Genomic DNA, 19,331 nt, shown 5'->3' with positions numbered 1-19,331 from the left:
GCGCTACCTCAGAAGGACGTGCGCAGACCGACCTGCACACTGCGCCCCGGCGCCGGCGCGATATCGCGCAGGATCGAGCTGGCATAGCGCACTGTCTGATCGGTGAGGTTCTCGCCGCGCACGAACGCCAGCCATTCACTCTGGCCGATGTCGAAGCGGTACCCCAGGCTGGCGCCGAGGGTCGTGTAGCCATCGGTGCTCGTCTCATTGTCCGGCTTGCGGTGCTGCGACGCGGCGTGCTGCACGTCGACCCGCGCCTGCCAGCGGTCCAGCTCCCACACCAAGCCGCTGTTCAGGCGCAGCGGGGCGATGCGCGGCAGTGGCTCGCCACTGTCGAGGTTCTTGGCCCGGGTATAGTCGCCGGAGAGTTCCAGGGCGAAGCTGCCGTAGCGGTTTTCCAGCAATTGCCAACGGTCCTGGGCTTCGATGCCGTAGAAGCGCGCTCGCACGCCCTGGTAGGCATACTCGGGGAAATCGCCGTGGTCATGGTCGTGCTCATGATCGTGATCGTGGTCATGATCGTCGTGGTCGTGATCATGGCCTTCACGCAGATTGCCGGTGCCGATCAGACCGATGTAGTTGCGAAAGTGGCTGTAGAACACGCCGACACTGCCCTTGTGGGTGCCGTTGTCGAAGCGCAGGGCCAGGTCGGCGGAGATGGCCTTTTCCTTGTTCAGGTTCGGGTCGCCGATCTCGTAGGCGCCGGTGGCCACGTGGGCGCCGTTGGCGTAGAGCTCGTAGAAGGTCGGCGCGCGCTCGGTGTAGCCGAGGTTGGCGGCCAGCGACCAGATTGGGTCGAGCTGGTAGACCGCGCCCGAGGACAGGCTGAAGGCATTGAAGCTGCTGGCGCTGTCGGCCCCGGCGAAGGTTTCGTTGCCCTTGGCGTCCGGATCGACCCGCGTGTGCTCCAGGCGCGCGCCCAGGCTCAGGTTCAGGCGTTCTGTCGCCTGCCATTGTTCCAGCAGGAATAGCGCCAGGCTGTCGGTGTCGGTATGCGGAACGAAAGCCTCTTCGCCGAGCGCGGAGAACTCGTTACGGCTGACCTGGGCACCGATCACCCCCTCGACCGGGCCCAGTGGCTGATGGCGCGCCTCGATGCGCGCCTCGTAACCCTTGTTCTTGAAGGTGGTGTGCACGTCGCCGCTTTCGATCTCGCGGTGCTGGTAGTCGGTGTAGCCGGCGTCGATCTTGATCGAGCTGAAGGGACCATCGAGATCGCGCAGCTCGGAGGCGAAGCCATAGTGGTCCTGCTGCATGTCCAGGCGCACGCCGGGCTCGGCCACCGAGCCGTAGTTGCTGTCATAGCGGCTGTAGGACAGGCCGGCATAGCCATGATCCCAGTGATAGGAGCCGCCAATCGCACCGCCGTCCTGGCGTCCGTCGCTGTTTTCCAGGCGATGCTTGCGGCCCGGCTCGTTGGCGTCGCGCACCTTGGAGCTGCGTGCGTAGCCGGGGATGCGCAGGTCGTTGAACTGGCGGCTGTTGGCGTCCAGGTGCAGGGCGAAGGCACCGTTGCCGGCCTCCAGCTTGCCGGCACTGCTACGGGTGGTGTCGGCGCCGCCGTAGCGCAGTTCGCCGGCGCCATGGATGCCGTCGATGGGCGAGTCGGGGATGCGGTTGTCGAAGGTGTTGACCACCCCGCCGATGGCATTGCCGCCGTAGAGCAGGGCCGCGGGGCCGCGAACGATCTCGACCCGCTCGACGGTGACCGGGTCCAGCGGCACGGCGTGGTCGTAGGACAGCGACGAGGCGTCCAGGGCACCAACGCCGTTGCGCAGGATACGGATACGGTCGCCGTCCAGGCCGCGGATCACCGGGCGGCTGGCGCCGGGGCCGAACCAGGTGGAGGCGACGCCGGGCTGCTTGTTGAGGGTCTCGCCGAGGCTGCCTTGCTGTTGCTGCAGCAGGTCGTCGCCTTCGAGCACGGTGCTCGGCGCGGCCAGTTGGGCGTTGCCGAGCGGGTTGGCGGTGATCACCTGGGGTTGCAGTTCGACGGCCTGGCTGGGAGATGACGCCAGCCAGAGCGCGACGGCGAGGGGGGACAGGTGGAGCGGCATGTGACGCATGGGGATGTGGCGTTCCTTGGCAGAATTATCAATAGTTACTTTATAACATTTCATCACAAGCTGTTCGGTACTGGCCAGTACTTTGTGGCCTGCATAGCTGTCTGTAGGAGCGGCCTTGTGTCGCGAAAGGGGCGCAAAGCGGCCCCAGGATCGTGGCCATGACCTATGTCGTTGGGGCCGCTTTGCGGCCCTTTCGCGACACAAGGCCGCTCCTACAGGGCACAGCGGTAGAGGCTGTAGATGCCACTACACTCGTGTAAGGTGCGCACCTTCCCGAACCTGGAGCATTGGCATGAGCACGGCCCAACACAACGCGCTGCACGGCAAGACCCTCGAGCAGATCCTCACCGAGCTGGTGGCGCACTACCAATGGCAGGGCCTGGCCGAGCGCATCGACATCCGCTGCTTCAAGAGCGACCCGACCATCAAGTCGAGCCTGACCTTCCTGCGCAAGACGCCGTGGGCTCGGGAAAAGGTCGAGCAGCTGTATGTGAAGCTGCAGCGCAAAGGTTGATGCAGCGCCGTCCCTGGCTGACCTTGGCCGCCGTCCTGGGCTGGGCGGGGTTGGCGATCCAGCTGTACCTGGTGTTGCTGGCGCGCTGGCAGGAACAGGCCAGCCTGGTCGGTGGGCTGGTGAACCTGTTCTGCTTTTTCACGGTGCTGACCAACACCCTGGTGGCGACGATGTTGAGCCAGGCTGCGTTTGGCCGTGAGTCGGCGGCGCGGCGGTGGTTCCTGTCCCCGTCGATCAGTGGCGCCATTACCACCAGCATCGTCCTGGTGGCCCTGGCCTACAGCCTGCTGCTGCGCCACTTGTGGCAGCCGCAGGGCTGGCAATGGCTGGCGGACGAACTGTTGCACGACGTCATGCCGCTGTTGTGCGTCTTGTACTGGTGGTTCGAGGTGCCCAAGGGGCACCTGCGACTCTGGCATCTGCTGGCCTGGGCGCTGTACCCGGCGCTGTATTTCGCCTTCGTGCTGCTGCGCGGGCAGGAGATCGGGGTGTATCCCTATCCGTTCGTGGATGTGGCGCGGTTGGGCTATGGGCAGGTGCTGGTGAATGCGCTGGCGGTACTGGCAGGATTCTGGGGGATTGGGCTGGTACTACTGGGGCTGGATCGCTGGCGAGGGCGTGGCTGAGGGCACTGGCGCTATCGCGGGGCAAGCCCGCTCCCACCGTGGGAGCGGGCGCGGCATCACTCGTCTTCAGGGGTACCGTCGGCACGCCAGTAGGCGACTGCCTTCAGCGCATCTTCCTGGATACCTTTCTCCAGCAGCAACGCCTTGGCCTGGCGAGTCAGGCCTTTTTCCAGCGCCACCCAGCCATACAGGCTGCCGTGGGGCAGCGCCAGATGCTTGACCTTGTCCAAGACATCTTCCTGACCGCGGCGCACCCAGATCACCTCGACCTGAGCCTTGCTTGGCAGCGGCTGGCGTTCCTGCTCGTCCTCGATCTGGATCACCGCCAGTACCTGGCGGCCCGCCGGCAGCTCCTCGAGGCGCCGGGCAATGGCCGGGATCGCCGTCTCATCGCCGATCAGCAGATAGCTGTCGAAGATATCCGGCACCACCATCGACGCCCGTGGGCCGGCGATGTCCAGGGTCTGGCCGGGCTTGGCCTGGGCCGCCCAGGTGGAGGCGGGGCCGTCGCCATGCAGGACGAAGTCGATGTCCAGTTCGTTGTTCACCAGGTCGATGCGCCGTGGCGTGTACTCGCGCATGGTTGGCCGGGCGCCGCCGTCGCGGCCGAGGTTACGGGCTTCGATGGCCTTTTGCTCTTCTGCGGTACAGGCGAACAGTACTTTGACATGGTCATCGCTGCCGACGCTGGTGAAGCCGGCCAGCTCCGCGCCGCCGAGGGTGATACGGCGCATGCGTGGGGTGATGTCGGTGACACGCAGCACGTCGAGGCGGCGCTGGCGGATCTCGTGGTTGACGCGATGGATAGTGTCGCTCATGGGGTGTCTTCCTTAACGAATGGGGCCGGCCCGGAGGCGATGGCCTTGGCGGTGTCGTTGAGCAAGGTGCGGACTCGCTCGATCTCGTCGGGTGTCCAGCGCCCGCTGTGCATCTGCAGGGCGTGGCGCAGGTTGCCGACGGCTTCATGGACCTGTGGTGGCCGGTCGTGGCCGCGCAGGGCGCGTTTGCTGACCTCCAGGCGCATGCGCACACCGTCCAGCGCCACCGCCTGTTCGGCCAGCGCGGCGCGGCCGGTGTCGGTGATGGTGTAGAGGCGCTTGCTGCCCTGGGTGGTGCCGGTGATCTGCTCGGCTTCCTCGAGATAGCTGAGGGTCGGGTAGATCACCCCGGGGCTGGGGCTGTAGCTGCCGTCGAAAAGGCTCTCGATCTGGCGGATCAGGTCGTAGCCGTGGCCGGGTTGCTCGGCGAGCATCGACAGCATCAGCAGTTTCAGGTCACCCGGGGCGAATACCCGTGGGCCGCGCTCGCCGCGACCGTGGTCGCGTTCGCCACGACCGTGGCGGCGCTCGTGAAAATCATGGGAGGCATGGTCGCGCATGATGCAGGGCTCCTTGTGGTGAGATATATCGCAAGATATTACTCAAGATATATCGCAAGACAAGCCCTTAAATACGAATTATTACTATCTGATTAATCGATAGGTTCGCCCCGTCAAGGTTGCGAAGCCACCTGTGGCGCCTTGCAGGCATTGGGGTTGCCCGGTTCCAGATACGGCATGAGGATCGGCGCCATGCCCTTGAGCACCTGCACCGGCAGCGCCGAGGTGAACTTGAACGCTTCGGCCGAGCGCCCCGGGACGAACGCGGTGAGGGTGCCGAAGTGGTTGTCGCCGAGGAAGAACACGAAGGTCGCGGTGCGGTTCAGCGAGCGCGAACCGATCAGCCGACCACCGGCGCCGAAGCTTTCGATGCGGTTGTCGCCGGTGCCGGTCTTGCCACCCATCACCAGTGGCGTGCCGTCGTGCAGCTTGAAGCTGCCGGAGATGCGCCGTGCGGTACCGGCATCGACCACCTGCGACATGGCGCCTTTCAGCGCCCGGGCGACTTCCACCGGGAGGATCCGCTGGCCGCGATCCGGGTCACTGATCAGTTGCGTTTCGTAAGGTGTGTTCTGGGCGAAATGCAGGGTATCGATACGCAGTGTCGGCAGGCGCACGCCATCGTTCTGGATGATCCCGACCAGTTCCGACAGGGCGGCAGGGCGGTCGCCGGAGCTGCCGATGGCGGTGGCCAGCGACGGCACCAGGTGATCGAACGGATAGCCCACGCGCTTCCAGCGCTGGTGGATGTCGGTGAACGCCTCGATCTCGACCATGGTGCGGATGCGGCTGTCGCGGGCGCCCTGGTGGCGGCTCTTGAACAGCCAGCTGTAGACCTCCTGGCGCTCGAAGCGGCTGGCGTTGAGGGCATCCTTGAGCGAGGCGCCGGGGTTCTTCAGCAGGTAGCCGAGCAGCCACAGGTCCAGCGGATGGACCTTGGCGATATAGCCCTGGTCGGGCAGGTCGTACTTGCCGGGGCCATAGGCGTCGTACATTTCCACCAGGCGCCCGTCGGTGAGCTTGGCCATGGCCAGCTTGTCGCCCTTGCTGTGGGCGCGGACGAAGGCGTTGAAGGTTTCCTGGCTGGCCTCGGGGAACAGGTAGCGGTGCGCGGCGGCCAGGCGCTGCGGGGTCACGCGCATGCTGTCGAGGAAGGTGTCCAGGCGCTGCTGCGAGGTCTTGCGCTGGTATTTCTTCCAGAAGCGCATGGTGTAGTTGCTGCCTTCGCGGTCGGCGAAGCGCGCCAGGTACTCCTGGCGGCGCGGGTCGCTGTCATCCTTGAGCAAGGGTTCGCGGTTGAACGGCTGCTGGTAGGTGACGTAGCGCACGATGTCGCGCATCAGGCGGATGAACGGCAGGTTGATCGACTCGCGCAGGGCATCCTTGAGGGTCGGGTTGCGGTTGTTGTCTTCCTTGCGGAAGTTGTTGAACACATGCATGCCGCCGCCGGTGAAGAAGGCCTCGCCGGTATTGGCCGAGTACTTGCGCTCCAGCGCGGCGTCGAGCATGGCGTCGAGGCTCTGGTTCTTGCTGTTGAGCATCAGCCATTCCAGCGACCACAGGGTGATGCGGTCGAGTTCGGCCACCGGCACCTTCTTCAGCTCGGCCGCCGGCTTGCCGGCGTACTTGTCGTGCAGCTCGGCGATGATCTCCAGGTAGGTGGTCAGTACCCGCAGCTTGGCGGTGGAGCCCAGCTCCAGCTTGCTGCCTTCGTTGATGTCGAAGGGCTGGTTGGTGCTGTCGGTCTGCACCCGCACCCGCGAGCCGTCGGCGGTGCGCTCGAACAGGGTGAAGCTGTAGCTCACCTGGTCGGTGGTCTTGGCGGTGAGCAGGCGCTCGCCGATCAGGCCGATCTGTGTGGCGAACGCCGGATCGGCGAGGTTCTTCAGGTACTGGCTGACCTGCACCTGCAGGTCGGCCTGCAAGGTGCTGGTGGCCGACAGGTCGAGGCGATCGAGGTCGTACAACGGTCGGTTGAGCATTGCCGCCAGGCGGTTGCGGGCCAGGCTGATGCCTTTGTTGGTGATGATCGGCACGATGGTTGGCTGGGCCACCCAGTCGCGGTAGATCGCCTTGCTGGCCAGGGCGGCGTCGGCCAGCGGGCGGTCGATGATGCCGTTGGCGGCGAGGACGCGGATGTGCGAGTCGGTCAGCTCCGCCAGCTCGATGCGGCCCTTGGACAGGTAATGCGAAGGCCGGCGCTGGGCAATCATCAGCGACAGCACCTGGCGCAGGGCCAGGCCGCGCTCGGCCATGCTCTTGTCGTCGCTGGCGGTGGACGTCAGCGCCTGGTTGACCTGGTCGAAGTCGGCGCCGTACCAGACCCGCAGCCCTTCGGCCATGCCGTGAACCTCACCATGGCCGGGCACCGCCGACAGCGGCACGCTGTTGAGGTAGTCGCGCACGATGCGCTCGCGGGCCTCGGTGGTATCGGGGCCGCCCTGGTAGGCGCGCACGCTGGCGGAAATCATCTGGCGGATCTTCTCGGCGCCCGAGACGGTCAGCCCGTCCGGCGAGTGGCGGTACTTTTCCAGCTGGGTGGCCAGGGTGCTGCCGCCAGCGGACTGGCCTGGCAGGGCGAAGTATTTGGCCACCTGGCTGTAGGCCGCCTTGGCGAAGCGTGGCCAGTCCACCGCCGGATTGTTCTGCGGGTCCTTCGGGTCGAGCAGGTCTCGGTTCTCGATGAACAGCAGGCTGTTGACGATCACCGGCGGGATCGCGGCGAAGTCCGGATACAGGTGCTGTGGGTAGTTGTACTGGTAGAGCGTGTCGCCACGGCAGTCGGTGATCGACAGGCCGGCCTGGATCTTCTCCACGTAGGGCGCGAACAGGCCGTGATCGACGTAGTTCATCAGCGCCGGGGAGAAATGCACCTGCTGGTTGATCAGGTAATCGCGCTTGAGCAGGCGTGGCAGGAACTCGCCCAGGGCGCTGTAGCCCAGGCGCTTGTCGAAGGGGCCTTCGCCGGGGTAGACGATGGCATCGCTCGGGCCAGGTTCGAGGGCATAGGTCAGGGTCCCGGCCAGGCGGCTGAATTCCCGCGATTGCAGGCGCGAGGTCTGGAATTCGTCGTAGGCGGCGAAGCCCACCGCGACCACGCCCACTACCAGGATGAGCAGGATCAGGCGCCACCACAGGCGGCGTTGACGTGGGGTCCTGGGCAAGGGGGATTCAGCCTGAGGTGCTTTGGGTGCTTCCGTACTGGTTGATTCCGATTGCCACAGTGCGCCCATAGTCTTGAGTCCGGCCAGGTACTTTTCGCGTTGCTTGTCTGAAGCTTAGACGTTGGTCGGGTTTGGTGAAAAATTTGTAGGAAGCTTCGAAGAGTTGGGTATGAACATGCGCCTTTGGTGCGACTTCCATTCTTCGGCAATGTTGCTAAGGTAGCTGCCCCATTCCTGTGCATGGGTGGAGTGAGGCGGTGATGCCCCTCCATGAAAGGGGTTTTGGCCGAGAATTCTCGCCAAATTTCCTGTTGTATATGGTGAAAAGCCCTGCAAGTGGCTTCCTATACTGCTCGCCCCCTTCGACCCGCCGGCACCGCGTGCCCGGTGGACAGGTTCGCCCACGAGGCGGCCTGGCGAGACGACGCCCTGCCTATCGGCGAGGCCGGTGCTGCACGAAGGTCAAATCCAATAACAAAATGAGGTTGTATTGCTATGCCAGTCGGCAACCACCCTGCCCACGACGAGTCCGCCCAGGGCGGCCCGCTCAAGCGCGAGCTGGGCGAACGGCACATCCGTCTGATGGCCCTTGGCGCCTGTATCGGCGTCGGTCTGTTCCTCGGTTCGGCCAAGGCCATCGAAATGGCCGGCCCCGCCATCATGCTTTCCTACATTATCGGTGGCCTGGCGATCCTGGTGATCATGCGCGCCCTCGGCGAGATGGCCGTGCACAACCCGGTCGCTGGCTCCTTCAGCCGCTATGCGCAAGACTACCTCGGCCCCCTGGCGGGCTTCCTCACCGGCTGGAACTACTGGTTCCTGTGGCTGGTGACCTGTGTCGCCGAGATCACCGCCGTGGCCATCTACATGGGCATCTGGTTCCCCGATGTGCCGCGCTGGATCTGGGCGCTGATGGCCCTGGGCAGCATGGGCGCGATCAACCTGATCGCGGTCAAGGCGTTCGGCGAGTTCGAGTTCTGGTTCGCCCTGATCAAGATCGTCACCATCATCGCCATGGTCCTGGGCGGCATCGGCATCATCGCCTTCGGCTTCGGTAACGACGGCGTGGCGATGGGCATCTCCAATCTGTGGAGCAACGGTGGTTTCATGCCCAACGGCGTGACCGGCGTGCTGATGTCGCTGCAGATGGTGATGTTCGCCTACCTGGGCGTGGAAATGATCGGCCTGACCGCCGGCGAGGCGCGCAACCCGCAGAAGACCATCCCCCAGGCCATCGGCTCGGTGTTCTGGCGCATCCTGCTGTTCTATGTGGGCGCGCTGTTCGTGATCCTGTCGATCTACCCGTGGAACGAGATCGGCAGCCAGGGCAGCCCGTTCGTCATGACCTTCGAGCGCCTCGGCATCAAGACCGCTGCCGGCATCATCAACTTCGTGGTGATCACCGCCGCGCTGTCGTCGTGCAACGGCGGCATCTTCAGCACCGGGCGCATGCTCTACAGCCTGGCGCAGAATGGCCAGGCCCCGGCCACCTTCGCCCGTACCTCGAAGAACGGCGTGCCGCGCAATGCCTTGCTGCTGTCGATCGGCGCGCTGCTGTTGGGCGTGCTGGCCAACTACCTGGTGCCGGAGAAGGTGTTCGTCTGGGTGACCTCGATCGCCACCTTCGGCGCGATCTGGACCTGGGTGATGATCCTGCTGGCGCAGCTGAAGTTCCGTGCCGGTCTGTCCACTGCCGAGCGTAACGCGCTGAAGTACCGCATGTGGCTGTGGCCGTTGAGCTCGTACCTGGCGCTGGCGTTCCTGGTGCTGGTGGTGGGGCTGATGGCGTACTTCCCGGATACCCGCGTGGCCCTGTACATCGGCCCGGCGTTCCTGGTGCTGCTGACCGTGCTGTACTACACCTTCCGCCTGGCGCCGAAAGAGGCGCAGGGCGTGGCGAGTACCGCCTCCTGATCAACGAAGCCCCGGCCAGTGCCGGGGCTTCGTTTTTGTATGGCTCTCATCGCGGGGCAAGCCCGCTCCCACGCCAGCCCCATGGGCGTGGGAGCGGGCTTGCCCCGCGATAAGGCCTGATCAGGCCGCCACCTCGCTGTGCGGCTCGAAACTGTCGGCCCGCGCCAGCTGCCACATCCGCGAATAGAACTGTCCATTGACCTCGCCGGTCAGCAGCTCGCCCGGCTTGAGGAACACGTGCATCTGCGAGAACAGCTTGATCTCGGTGGCCGAGATCCGCCGCACCAGGTGCTTGGCCTCCAGCTGCGCCGGGTGTTCCAGCCCTGCCGCCGCCAGCATCTCGGCCAGGGCGCGCAGGGTGTTGTGGTGGAAATTGAGCACCCGCTGGGCCTTGTCCGGCACCACCAGGGCACGCTGGCGCAGGGCATCCTGGGTGGCCACGCCGGTCGGACACTTGTTGGTGTGGCAGCTCTGCGACTGGATGCAGCCAATGGCGAACATGAAGCCGCGCGCCGAGTTGGCCCAGTCGGCGCCGATGGCCAGCACGCTGGCGATGTCGAAGGCACTGACGATCTTGCCGCTGGCGCCGAGCTTGATCTTGTCGCGCAGGTTCAGGCCGACCAGGGTGTTGTGCACGAACAGCAGGCCCTCGCGCAGTGGCACGCCGATATGGTCGGTGAACTCCACGGGGGCGGCGCCGGTTCCGCCTTCCTTGCCGTCGACGACGATGAAGTCGGGCAGGATGCCGGTCTCCAGCATGGCCTTGGCGATGCCCATGAATTCCCACGGGTGGCCCAGGCAGAACTTGAAGCCCACTGGCTTGCCGCCGGACAGTTCACGCAGCTGGGCGATGAACCGCATCATCTCGATCGGAGTGGAGAAGGCGCTGTGGCGCGATGGCGAGATGCAGTCCTCGCCCATCGGTACGCCACGGGTGTCGGCGATTTCCTGGGTCACCTTGTGCTTGGGCAGGATACCGCCATGGCCGGGCTTGGCGCCCTGGCTCATCTTGATCTCGATCATCCGCACCTGCGGGTTCTGCGCCTGGGCGGCGAAGCGCTCGGGGTCGAAGCGGCCGTCCGCGGTGCGGCAGCCGAAGTAGCCGCTGCCCAGTTCCCAGACCAGGTCGCCGCCATGTTCGCGATGGTAGGGGCTGATGCTGCCCTCGCCGGTGTCGTGGTGGAAGTTGCCCAGCTTGGCACCCTGGTTCAACGCGCGGATGGCGTTGGCGCTGAGCGAGCCGAAGCTCATGGCCGAGATGTTGAAGATCGACGCCGAATACGGCTGGCTGCACTGCGGGCCGCCGACGCTGACGCGGAAACTGGCCGGGTCGGCCAACGGCGCCGGACGCATGGAGTGGCCGATGAATTCGAAGCCCGACTCGTAGACATCGATCAATGTGCCGAAGGGTTTGTCCGAGGCTTCGTTCTTGGCCCGGGCGTAGACCAGCGAGCGCTGGGCGCGGGAGAAGGGCAGGGCGTCGCTGTCGGACTCCAGCAGGTACTGGCGGATTTCCGGGCGGATGCCTTCGACCAGGTAGCGGATGTTGCCCAGGATCGGGTAGTTGCGGCGTACCGCATGACGCTGCTGCAGCAGGTCGAACACGCCGATCAGGCTGAGCACCCCGGTAGTCAGGGTGAACGGCCACAGCCAGTCGTGTTCGAGGAACGGCAGGCTGGCGAGGGTGAACAGCACGCAGGCGGCGAAGAAGGCGTAACGGCTGAGAAGTGACAGGCTCATACGGTGTCCTTGCGAATGGCTCGGTCAGGCTCAGGGCCTGGGGCAAAGTCCGACCATAGCCCGGTTGGCCGACGGGGTAAAAATGAAAATTAGGGTATCGAAAATCATTCTCGATAATGTATGTTATAAAATAACATTTCGACCCCGAGGAGTTTCCCCATGAAAGCTGGCATCCATCCCGAATATCGTCCGGTGCTGTTCCACGACACGGCTGCCGATGTGTACTTCCTGATCGGCTCGACCGTCGATACCGATCGCACCCAGGTGCATAGCGACGGCCAGACCTACCCTTATGTGGCACTGGATGTGTCCAGCGCCTCGCATCCGGTGTACACCGGGCAGCAACGCAAGACCACGGTCGAGGGGCGAGTCGCTGGGTTCAACAAGCGCTTCGCCGGTTTCCAGGCCAAGCGTTGATCGGTAGGCGATTGCAAGCAGCACCAGCGTGGGAGCGGGCTTGCCCCGCGATCAAGGTGCGTGGCGCCGGCTTTGCCGGTGATCGCGGGGCAAGCCCGCTCCCACGCTGACGGTGCTGCAACGCTATTGCTGTAGCGGTGGTGTGTCGCGCAACAGAAGTTGGCGCCATTGCGCCTGTTCGCTGGCTGTCGCCTCGGCAAGAAACTGGTATTTGCCCGCCACCCGGGTGGCCACCGCGACACCCTCCCGGTACAGCACGCGGTTGCCTGCCACTGCCGGGACCTTGGTCCCCGGCAACAGGCTCCCGACCAGGTTCAACGGGTCGCAGGCACTCACCACCACCAGCGCCCCATCCAATGCCCGCCTGCGCACCTGGCGCAACAATTCCACCGCCTCGGGCAAGGCGAACTGCTCGCCGGCCAGCCCGGCGATAAAACGTCCGCCCCGGATCTCGCCGCGAGCTTCGAGGCGGTGGTAGCAACGCAGCAAGTCACGCCACGGCGGCAGCACGTCGCTCTCGCGTTCCAGCAGGCGCCAGCATATGACGCCATAGCGTCGCAGCAGGCTGCGAGCTACGTGCTCCAGGCGCTGCTCGGCATCCACGGCGGTACTTGCGCGGCGCAGCAGCGCCCAGCGCCCGGCATGGACCATGCTGCTCGACAGCCCAGGGTAGCCGCGGCGGCTGTTGCGCGAGGTGCGTTTGGCGGCCGGGGTGATCAGGCTGCGCAGGCCGCTGAAACCATCGGCGCTGGCCAGCCCCGAACCGACCAGCTCCTGCAGGGCCGACTCCAGCTCGCTGGGCAGCAGGTGGGCTTCATGGGCCAACTCATCGAAGAACAGCGCGCCTTGTTCCTGCAAGCTCTGCCAGACCCGCTGTGCGCGTGCGCCCAGATGCTCGACCTCGGATGCCGGGGCCAGGCTGCGCCACAGCCCCAAGTGTTCGCGGGGCAGCAGTACCAGTGGCGTGCTGCTCAGGGTGGTGGCTGACCGCGTGGAGGCCAGTCGGCTCCAGGCCCACTGGCCGCTGCGACAGCTATCGTCCAGCCAGTGCGGGCTGTAGTCCTTGATCCGGGCCGGCAGCAGTTCGGCCTCCCAGGCCCCGGCGGCGCCAGGATAGCCTTGCAGTTGATTCAGTACGTCGCCCACCGCCTGGGGACCGCGCAGGCGGGTTTCGTCGGTCAGGTGCTGCCAGTCGAACAGAAACCGCATGAAGTCCTGCAGGCTTACCGGCTCGATTTCCCGGCGCAGGCGCTTGACCGTATAGCGGTGGATGCGTGCCAGCAGGTGCCGCTCGCACCACTGCAGCTCGCCTTGGCCAGGGTCGAAGCGACCGCGTAGCACATAGCCCTCGCTCTCCAGGCGGGCGAGGGCCTGTTCGCAATCGCCGGGGGCCAGGCCCAGTGGCGCGGCGATCCGGGCCAGCGTCAGCGGACCAGAACCGCCCAGGCGCGCGCGCAGTAGTTCGGTCAGCGCGCTGTCCGGCGTGGGGGCCTGGTCGAACCCCGGCAGCAGCGGCAGGCACGGGTCAAGCTGGGCATCGGGGTACAGTGCCATGAGCAGGTCCTGGCGCTCGCGGGCGAACCACAGGTGTAGCCCGTGGCTGTTCAGGCGGCAGGCGTGTCCGCTCGCCGCAAGGGCCTCCAGCAGCGCTTGCCATTCGGGGTTGGCCTTGACTTCGGTTTGGCTGATGGCACCCAGGCTCATCAAGGCCTCGTGCATTTCATCGGCATTGCTCGGTTGCGGCCAGGCCTCGGCCTGCACGGCGGCGATGGCGTCGATGTCCAGCGCGCCGAGGTCGTCGCTGTCGCTCACGTCGTTCCAGCGCCGGTTGAGCACGGCCTGGGTGCGGCGCTCCTCCAGCGGCGCGTCGTCGAGGAAGGAGTAGGGCCGGGCGTTGAGAATCGCCGAGGCCAGTGGCGAGGGGGCGGGCAGGTCACGACTGAGCAGGCGCACTTCGCCGTTTTCCATGCGCCGCAGCAGCGCCAGCCAACCCTCGCTGTCCATGGCCTCGTGCAGGCAGTCGTCGAGTGTCTGCTGCACCAGCGGATGGTCCGGGATCTGTCGCTCGCCGACGATGTTCTCCAGGCAGGCGATCTGGTCGGGGAATACCGCCGCCACCAGGTCCTCGCTTTTCATCCGCTGGATTTGCGGCGCCACCTTGCGCCCGCCCACGTAGCGCGGCAGGGCCAGGGCGATGGCCGCGCACCAGCGCCAGCGCACGCCGAACAACGGCGCATCGAGCAGGGCCTGGAGCAGGATCGGCTCGGCCGTGTGGCTGTTCAGGTAGCGCCAGACCTCGTCCAGTTCGAAGCTGTGGCTGGTGGACAGCGACAGCACGATGGCGTCTTCGCTGGCCGCCGCCTGCAGTTCGAAGTTGAAGGTGCGGCAGAAGCGCTTGCGCAAGGCCAGGCCCCAGGCGCGGTTGATGCGGCTGCCGTAGGGCGAGTGGATGATCAGCTGGGTGCCGCCGGACTCGTCGAAGAAGCGCTCCATCACCAGCGTCTGCTGCGAGGGCAGGGCACCCAGCACCTGCCAGCTCCGGCCGAGGTAGTCGAGCAACTGACGGGCGCAGGCGTCATCGATTGCATAGGTCGCCTGCAACCACCTCAGTACCTGCTCACCATCACTGGCTTGCAATTGCTGGTCGATGCGTTGCTGCAGGCGCGCCACTGCGGTGGACAGCTCGTCGCTGCGCCCCGGCGCCTCGCCGAGCCAGAACGGAATGGTCGGTGGCAGCCCATGGGCGTCCTCGACCCGCACCCGGCCGGGTTCGACTCGCAGGATGCGGTAGGACGCATTGCCCAGCTGGAAGATATCGCCGGCAATGCTTTCCACCGCGAAGTCTTCATTGACGCTGCCGACGTTCAGCGCCTGGGGTTCGAGCAGTACCGCGTAGTCGGCGGTCTCCGGGATGGTGCCGCCGCTGGTCAGCGCGGTCAGCTGGCTGCCCCGGCGCCCGCGCAAGGTGCCATTCACCGCGTCGCGGTGCAGGTAGGCGCTGCGCACGCCCTGGCGCCCGTTGAAGCCTTCGGCGAGCATGCGCAGCAGCGCCTGGTAATGGCCTTCATCGAGGTCGGCGTAGGGCATGGCCCGACGCAGCAGGTCGAACAGCGCGCGCTCGGCCCAGGGTTGGTTGCTGACTTCGGCGACGATCTGCTGCGCCAGCACGTCCAGTGGCGCATGGGGCACCTGCAGCGTGTCCAGTTCGCCCTGGCGCGCACAGTCGAGCAGCGCCACGCACTCGATCAGCTCGTCCCGGGTGGTGGGGAACAGCCGCCCCTTGGGCACGCCATCGACCTGGTGTCCGGAGCGCCCGACCCGTTGCAGGAATGCGGCGATCGAGCCCGGCGAAGCGATCTGGCAGACCAGCTCGACCTCGCCGATATCGATGCCCAGTTCCAGCGAAGCGGTGGCCACCAGTACCTGCAGTTCACCGGCCTTGAGCCGTTGCTCGGCGGCCAGTCGGTGTTCCTTGGCCAGGCTGCCGTGGTGCGCGGCCACCGCCTCGTTGCCCAGGCGCTCGCCGAGGTGCCGTGTCAGGCGCTCGGCCAGGCGCCGGGTGTTGACGAACACCAGGGTGGTGCGATGTTCGCGGGCGAGGGCGGCGAGGCGGTCGTAGACCAGGTCCCAGACATCGGTGGCCATCACCGCGCCCAGCGGCACGGGCGGTAGCTCCAGCGCCAGGTCGCGCTGGCGCGCATGGCCGATATCGACGATGGCGCACGGGCGCTCGCGCCCCACCAGGAACTGCGCGACGCGCGCCACCGGGCGCTGGGTGGCGGACAGGCCGATGCGCCGCAACGGCCGGCCTGCCAGCGCCTGCAGGCGCTCGAGGGTCAAGGCCAGGTGACAGCCGCGTTTGTTGCCAGCCAGGGCGTGGATCTCGTCGACGATCACAGTGTGCACGCAGGCCAGACCCGCGCGGCCCGAGGCCGAGCCCATCAGCACGTACAGCGATTCTGGCGTGGTCACCAGGATGTGCGGCGCCAGCTTGCGCATGGCCGCGCGTTCCTTTTGCGGCGTGTCGCCGGTGCGTACGGCGGTGGTGATGCGCGGGGCCTTCAGGCCGAGCTGTTCGATATGGCGGCTGATGCCCTCCAGCGGCGTGTCGAGGTTCAGGTGGATGTCGTTGGACAGCGCCTTGAGCGGCGAGACATACACCACCTGGGTCCGCGCCGGCAGCTCGCCGTCGTTTTCCAGGCCCTGGCGGAACAACTCGTCGAGCACGGCGAGAAACGCGCTGAGGGTCTTGCCCGAGCCGGTCGGCGCCGCGAGCAGCATCGATTGGCCGGCGTGGATCAATGGCCAGGCGTTGGCCTGGGCGTCGGTGACCGTGGCGAAATGCTGGCGGAACCAGGTGGCGACGGCGGGGTGGAACAGGTCGAGCACCGGGTGCGGATGGGCTGGCAGGTTCATGGATTGGTTATGGAGGGGCGATGGCGAGTTGGCAAGGGGCCGTTCGTCCGGGAAGCCGATCGCGGGGCAAGCCCGCTCCCACGCGTACTCGGCAGTGCTGTCGTGGGAGCGGGCTTGCCCCGCGACAGCGTCTTGTCAGGTATCCTGCGCCCCTTCACTCACGCGGAGTCCTCCATGTCCAACACCATCCGCATCGCCGCCGCCCTGTTGATCGATGCGCAAGGCCGCACCCTGCTGGTGCGCAAGCGTGGCACCCAGGCGTTCATGCAGCCCGGTGGCAAGATCGATACAGGTGAATCACCGGTCCAGGCGCTGGTGCGCGAGCTGCACGAGGAACTGGGCCTGCGCGTCGATCCGGCCCAGGCCATTCACCTGGGCCGTTTCAGCGCCCCGGCAGCCAACGAACCGGGCTTCGAGGTGCAGGCCGAGTTGTATTGCGTGCATTGCGCCGAGACGGTAACCCCGGCGGCGGAAATCGAAGAGCTGACCTGGCTGGCCGCCGACCAGGCGCCAACGCTGGATCTGGCCCCCCTGACCCGCGACCTGATCCTGCCGCTGTGGCGCGAGGGCCTCAACGCACCGCGCTGACCCCGTCGAGGGTGGCGAACGAGGTGTCCTTGGCGGTCAGCAGGAAGTCACGCATGTACGGCGCATCCAGCATGTCGGTGCGCACCGCCGCGTAGAGCGTGGCGAACAGACCCTTTTCGCCCAGGCGCTTGCCCTTCACGTAGCCCCGCGAGCTGTACTCGTGCAATGCCCAGTGCGGCATGCCGCACACGCCCCGGCCGCTGGCCACCAGTTGCATCATCATCACCGTCAGCTCCGAGGTGCGCACCGCGGCCGGCTCGATGTCGGCCGGTTCCAGGAAGCGGGTGAAGATGTCCAGGCGGTCACGTTCCACCGGGTAGGTGATCAGGGTCTGGTCGAGCAGGTCCTGGGGCACGATGTACGGCTTGCCGGCCAGCGGGTGCTGGTTGGCCACCGCGAGCATGGCCTCGTAGGTGAACAGCGGCACGTAGGTGATGCCGGCCAGGTCCACCGGGTCGGAGGTCACCACCAGGTCCAGGTCGCCACGGGCCAGGGCCGGCAGTGGGGCGAAGGCGAAGCCCGAGGCCAGGTCCAGCTCCACCTCCGGCCAGGCGTCGCGAAACTGGTCGATGGTCGGCATCAGCCACTGGAAGCAGCTGTGGCATTCGATGGCCATGTGCAGGCGCCCGGCGGTGCCACCGGCCAGGCGGGCGATGTCGCGTTCGGCGCCGCGCAGCAGCGGCAGGGTGGCGTCGGCCAGTTGCAGCAGGCGCAAGCCGGCGCTGGTGAAGCGGATGGGTTTGGTCTTGCGCACGAACAGCGCCAGGCCCAGGCGTTCCTCCAGCTCCTTGAACTGGTGCGACAGCGCTGACTGGGTCAGGTGCAGCCGCTCGGCGGCCTCCACCAGGCTGTCGGCTTCGCGTAGGGCATGAAGGGTTTTCAGGTGGCGGATTTCCAGCACGACGGCTCCGTGAGCATTCTGTGGTCTAAAACTAGGTGGCGTTGAGTTTCCCTCATGTTGCCCTGTGCTGTCGACAGATGGATGTGCGCGACCGCTCGGCAAGGTTCACGAAACTGTCACGGTTTTGTGGCAGCGCGCCCGAACGAATTTCATCAGACTCGCGCTCTACTGGGGATCTGCATTCTGGTGTTTCTTTTCATGCGGGCTTTTCTACTTTTCTTCTTTCTGTTGGTCAGCGTGCCGGCGAGCTTCGCCGATGGCCGCTGCGACGTTCACGTGCCGGTGCAACGGGCCGAGCTGGGTGAGCTGAGCCTGGTCTACCAGAGCGTCGGCGCCCCGCGCGATCCGGCCTTGCTGCTGGTCATGGGCCTGGGCGGGCAGCTTATCCATTGGCCGGACGATGTGGTCGAGGCCCTGTGCCTCCAGGGGTTTCGGGTGATCCGCTATGACAACCGCGATGTCGGGTTGTCGCGCTGGAACCAGTTGCCGGCCTCGGCCAACCTGAGCGTCGAACTGCTGCGCTACAAGCTGGGCCTGCCGGTGTCGGCGCCCTATACCCTCACCGACATGGCCGGTGACGGCTTGCGCCTGATGGATGCCCTGGGGATCCGCCAGTTCCATGTGCTGGGCGTGAGCATGGGCGGCATGATCGCCCAGCACCTGGCGGCCATGGCCCCAGAGCGAGTGCGGAGTCTGACGCTGGTGATGTCCAGTTCGGGCGCTGCCGGCTTGCCGACACCGGATCCGGCGTTGCTGCAGCTGCTGGCGCGGCGTGGCGCTCCGAGCCGTGAGGTGGCCATCGAGCAGCAGGCCGATCTGCTGGCGGCTCTGGGCAGTCCTGACGTGCACGATGACCGGGCCGTCCTGCGGCAGCAGGCGGCAGTGGCCTATGACCGGGCGTTCAATCCGGAGGGGGTGAAGCGCCAGATCATGGCGATTCTCGCCGAGCCAAGCCGGGTCGAGTTGCTCAACCAGCTACGGGTGCCGACGCTGGTGGTGCATGGCACGGCCGATCCACTGCTGCCGGTGATGCATGGAGTGCATCTGGCGGCGCACATCCAGGGCAGTCAGCTGCGGCTGATCCCGGGGTTGGCGCATCGCTTCCAGGAACCGTTCAAGGCGCCGTTGCTGGGGGCGGTCCTACCCTACCTGCAGGCGCATCGGCAGGATGTCACGCACATCGCCCGGCTCTAGAGCACATCGCGGGGCAAGCCCGCCCCCACGATAGCCCTGCGCAACATTCGTGGGAGCGGGCTTGCCCCGCGATTCGTTCAATGCATCCGCACCCAAACGCTCACCAGCACCGTCGCCGCCACCAGCCAGGCCACCGTGGCCAGGGCCAGTGACGCCTCCAGGCGCATGCGCTCGACCAGCACATACAGCGTCGCCAGGTAGACGAAATAGGGAATGATCGACCACATCCCGAACAGGATGGTGGTCTTCAGGTCTTCCAGCGAGCGACCCTTGCCGACGATGTAGTGGGCGATCAGGGCAAAGGTGGGAAACAGCGGCACCAACCCTGCGATGTAGTAGTTGCGGGTCTTCGACAGGATCGCCAGGAGCACCACCACGCCGGCGCCCAGGGCCGCTTTGAATACCAGGTCCAC

The 19,331-nt window shown here is 66.1% G+C and carries 14 protein-coding genes; 6 read left to right on the top strand and 8 right to left on the bottom strand.

The genetic code is table 11. The features are described from left to right. Window positions 1–8: 8 nt before the first annotated feature. On the bottom strand, window positions 9–2,066 hold the full coding sequence (locus N5D48_RS08715) for a TonB-dependent receptor (protein ID WP_279883129.1): 2,058 nt from the start codon (window positions 2,064–2,066) through the stop codon (window positions 9–11). 292 nt (window positions 2,067–2,358) lie between these two features. Between N5D48_RS08715 and N5D48_RS08710 the strand changes: the two genes are divergently transcribed. Next, entirely contained in the window at window positions 2,359–2,580 is a 222-nt protein-coding gene (locus tag N5D48_RS08710) for a VF530 family protein (RefSeq protein ID WP_011532490.1), read from the top strand. Beyond that, window positions 2,580–3,206 (top strand): Pr6Pr family membrane protein, encoded by a 627-nt coding sequence (locus N5D48_RS08705; protein WP_279883126.1) that lies wholly within the window; start codon window positions 2,580–2,582, stop codon window positions 3,204–3,206. Before N5D48_RS08710 ends, N5D48_RS08705 begins: the two co-directional genes overlap by 1 nt. A 56-nt stretch (window positions 3,207–3,262) precedes the next feature. On the opposite strand, the gene N5D48_RS08700 is transcribed toward N5D48_RS08705, so the two are convergent. The 3 genes from N5D48_RS08700 to N5D48_RS08690 form a co-directional block, all read right to left on the bottom strand. Further along, window positions 3,263–4,024 (bottom strand): siderophore-interacting protein, encoded by a 762-nt coding sequence (locus tag N5D48_RS08700; protein WP_279883124.1) that lies wholly within the window; start codon window positions 4,022–4,024, stop codon window positions 3,263–3,265. Next, complete coding sequence (locus N5D48_RS08695) at window positions 4,021–4,584, bottom strand: PadR family transcriptional regulator (protein ID WP_279883122.1); 564 nt, start codon at window positions 4,582–4,584, stop codon at window positions 4,021–4,023. Before N5D48_RS08695 ends, N5D48_RS08700 begins: the two co-directional genes overlap by 4 nt. 113 nt (window positions 4,585–4,697) lie before the next feature. Beyond that, on the bottom strand, window positions 4,698–7,817 hold the full coding sequence (locus tag N5D48_RS08690) for a transglycosylase domain-containing protein (RefSeq protein WP_279883120.1): 3,120 nt from the start codon (window positions 7,815–7,817) through the stop codon (window positions 4,698–4,700). 426 nt (window positions 7,818–8,243) lie between these two features. On the opposite strand from N5D48_RS08690, the gene N5D48_RS08685 reads away from it, so the two are divergent. Continuing rightward, window positions 8,244–9,662, top strand: a complete 1,419-nt coding sequence (locus tag N5D48_RS08685; RefSeq protein WP_279883118.1) for an amino acid permease — start codon at window positions 8,244–8,246, stop codon at window positions 9,660–9,662. 120 nt (window positions 9,663–9,782) lie between these two features. Here the strand turns inward: N5D48_RS08685 and N5D48_RS08680 are convergent, their stop codons facing one another. After that, window positions 9,783–11,402 (bottom strand): FMN-binding glutamate synthase family protein, encoded by a 1,620-nt coding sequence (locus N5D48_RS08680; protein ID WP_279883116.1) that lies wholly within the window; start codon window positions 11,400–11,402, stop codon window positions 9,783–9,785. Window positions 11,403–11,561: 159 nt separating this feature from the next. Between N5D48_RS08680 and N5D48_RS08675 the strand changes: the two genes are divergently transcribed. Beyond that, window positions 11,562–11,819, top strand: a complete 258-nt coding sequence (locus N5D48_RS08675; RefSeq protein WP_134693467.1) for a type B 50S ribosomal protein L31 — start codon at window positions 11,562–11,564, stop codon at window positions 11,817–11,819. Window positions 11,820–11,942: 123 nt separating this feature from the next. Here N5D48_RS08675 and N5D48_RS08670 read toward each other — a convergent pair whose 3' ends face one another. Next, window positions 11,943–16,235, bottom strand: coding sequence for a DEAD/DEAH box helicase (locus N5D48_RS08670; RefSeq protein ID WP_279883106.1), 4,293 nt, complete (start codon window positions 16,233–16,235; stop codon window positions 11,943–11,945). Between the two features lie 174 nt (window positions 16,236–16,409). Between N5D48_RS08670 and N5D48_RS08665 the strand changes: the two genes are divergently transcribed. Next, window positions 16,410–16,823: an NUDIX domain-containing protein gene (locus N5D48_RS08665; protein WP_279883104.1), complete on the top strand. Its 414-nt coding sequence runs from the start codon at window positions 16,410–16,412 to the stop codon at window positions 16,821–16,823. Here N5D48_RS08665 and metR read toward each other — a convergent pair. Next, window positions 16,807–17,724: a transcriptional regulator MetR gene (metR, locus tag N5D48_RS08660; RefSeq protein ID WP_279883102.1), complete on the bottom strand. Its 918-nt coding sequence runs from the start codon at window positions 17,722–17,724 to the stop codon at window positions 16,807–16,809. The two genes, N5D48_RS08665 and metR, sit on opposite strands and share 17 nt — an antisense overlap. Before the next feature lie 198 nt (window positions 17,725–17,922). On the opposite strand from metR, the gene N5D48_RS08655 reads away from it, so the two are divergent. Continuing rightward, window positions 17,923–18,918 carry an alpha/beta hydrolase gene (locus tag N5D48_RS08655; RefSeq protein WP_279883100.1) on the top strand — a complete coding sequence of 332 codons (996 nt, stop codon included), beginning with the start codon at window positions 17,923–17,925 and terminating at the stop codon, window positions 18,916–18,918. 77 nt (window positions 18,919–18,995) lie between these two features. Here the strand turns inward: N5D48_RS08655 and N5D48_RS08650 are convergent, their stop codons facing one another. Further along, on the bottom strand, window positions 18,996–19,331 hold the full coding sequence (locus tag N5D48_RS08650) for a GlpM family protein (RefSeq protein ID WP_279883098.1): 336 nt from the start codon (window positions 19,329–19,331) through the stop codon (window positions 18,996–18,998).

Origin of the sequence: Pseudomonas sp. GD03858, assembly GCF_029840925.1 — a bacterium.
In the GTDB taxonomy this organism is placed as follows: domain Bacteria; phylum Pseudomonadota; class Gammaproteobacteria; order Pseudomonadales; family Pseudomonadaceae; genus Aquipseudomonas.
The sequence above is the reverse complement of the archived record's forward strand: the minus strand, read 5'-3'. Positions and strand labels throughout refer to the sequence as shown.

What these genes read in the sequence shown, in the direction of transcription:
- N5D48_RS08715 (WP_279883129.1), bottom strand. Translation starts at nt 2,066, where the DNA reads ATGCGTCACATGCCGCTCCACCTGTCCCCCCTCGCCGTCGCGCTCTGG.
- N5D48_RS08710 (WP_011532490.1), top strand. Translation starts at nt 2,359, where the DNA reads ATGAGCACGGCCCAACACAACGCGCTGCACGGCAAGACCCTCGAGCAG.
- N5D48_RS08705 (WP_279883126.1), top strand. Translation starts at nt 2,580, where the DNA reads ATGCAGCGCCGTCCCTGGCTGACCTTGGCCGCCGTCCTGGGCTGGGCG.
- N5D48_RS08700 (WP_279883124.1), bottom strand. Translation starts at nt 4,024, where the DNA reads ATGAGCGACACTATCCATCGCGTCAACCACGAGATCCGCCAGCGCCGC.
- N5D48_RS08695 (WP_279883122.1), bottom strand. Translation starts at nt 4,584, where the DNA reads ATGCGCGACCATGCCTCCCATGATTTTCACGAGCGCCGCCACGGTCGT.
- N5D48_RS08690 (WP_279883120.1), bottom strand. Translation starts at nt 7,817, where the DNA reads ATGGGCGCACTGTGGCAATCGGAATCAACCAGTACGGAAGCACCCAAA.
- N5D48_RS08685 (WP_279883118.1), top strand. Translation starts at nt 8,244, where the DNA reads ATGCCAGTCGGCAACCACCCTGCCCACGACGAGTCCGCCCAGGGCGGC.
- N5D48_RS08680 (WP_279883116.1), bottom strand. Translation starts at nt 11,402, where the DNA reads ATGAGCCTGTCACTTCTCAGCCGTTACGCCTTCTTCGCCGCCTGCGTG.
- N5D48_RS08675 (WP_134693467.1), top strand. Translation starts at nt 11,562, where the DNA reads ATGAAAGCTGGCATCCATCCCGAATATCGTCCGGTGCTGTTCCACGAC.
- N5D48_RS08670 (WP_279883106.1), bottom strand. Translation starts at nt 16,235, where the DNA reads ATGAACCTGCCAGCCCATCCGCACCCGGTGCTCGACCTGTTCCACCCC.
- N5D48_RS08665 (WP_279883104.1), top strand. Translation starts at nt 16,410, where the DNA reads ATGTCCAACACCATCCGCATCGCCGCCGCCCTGTTGATCGATGCGCAA.
- N5D48_RS08655 (WP_279883100.1), top strand. Translation starts at nt 17,923, where the DNA reads ATGCGGGCTTTTCTACTTTTCTTCTTTCTGTTGGTCAGCGTGCCGGCG.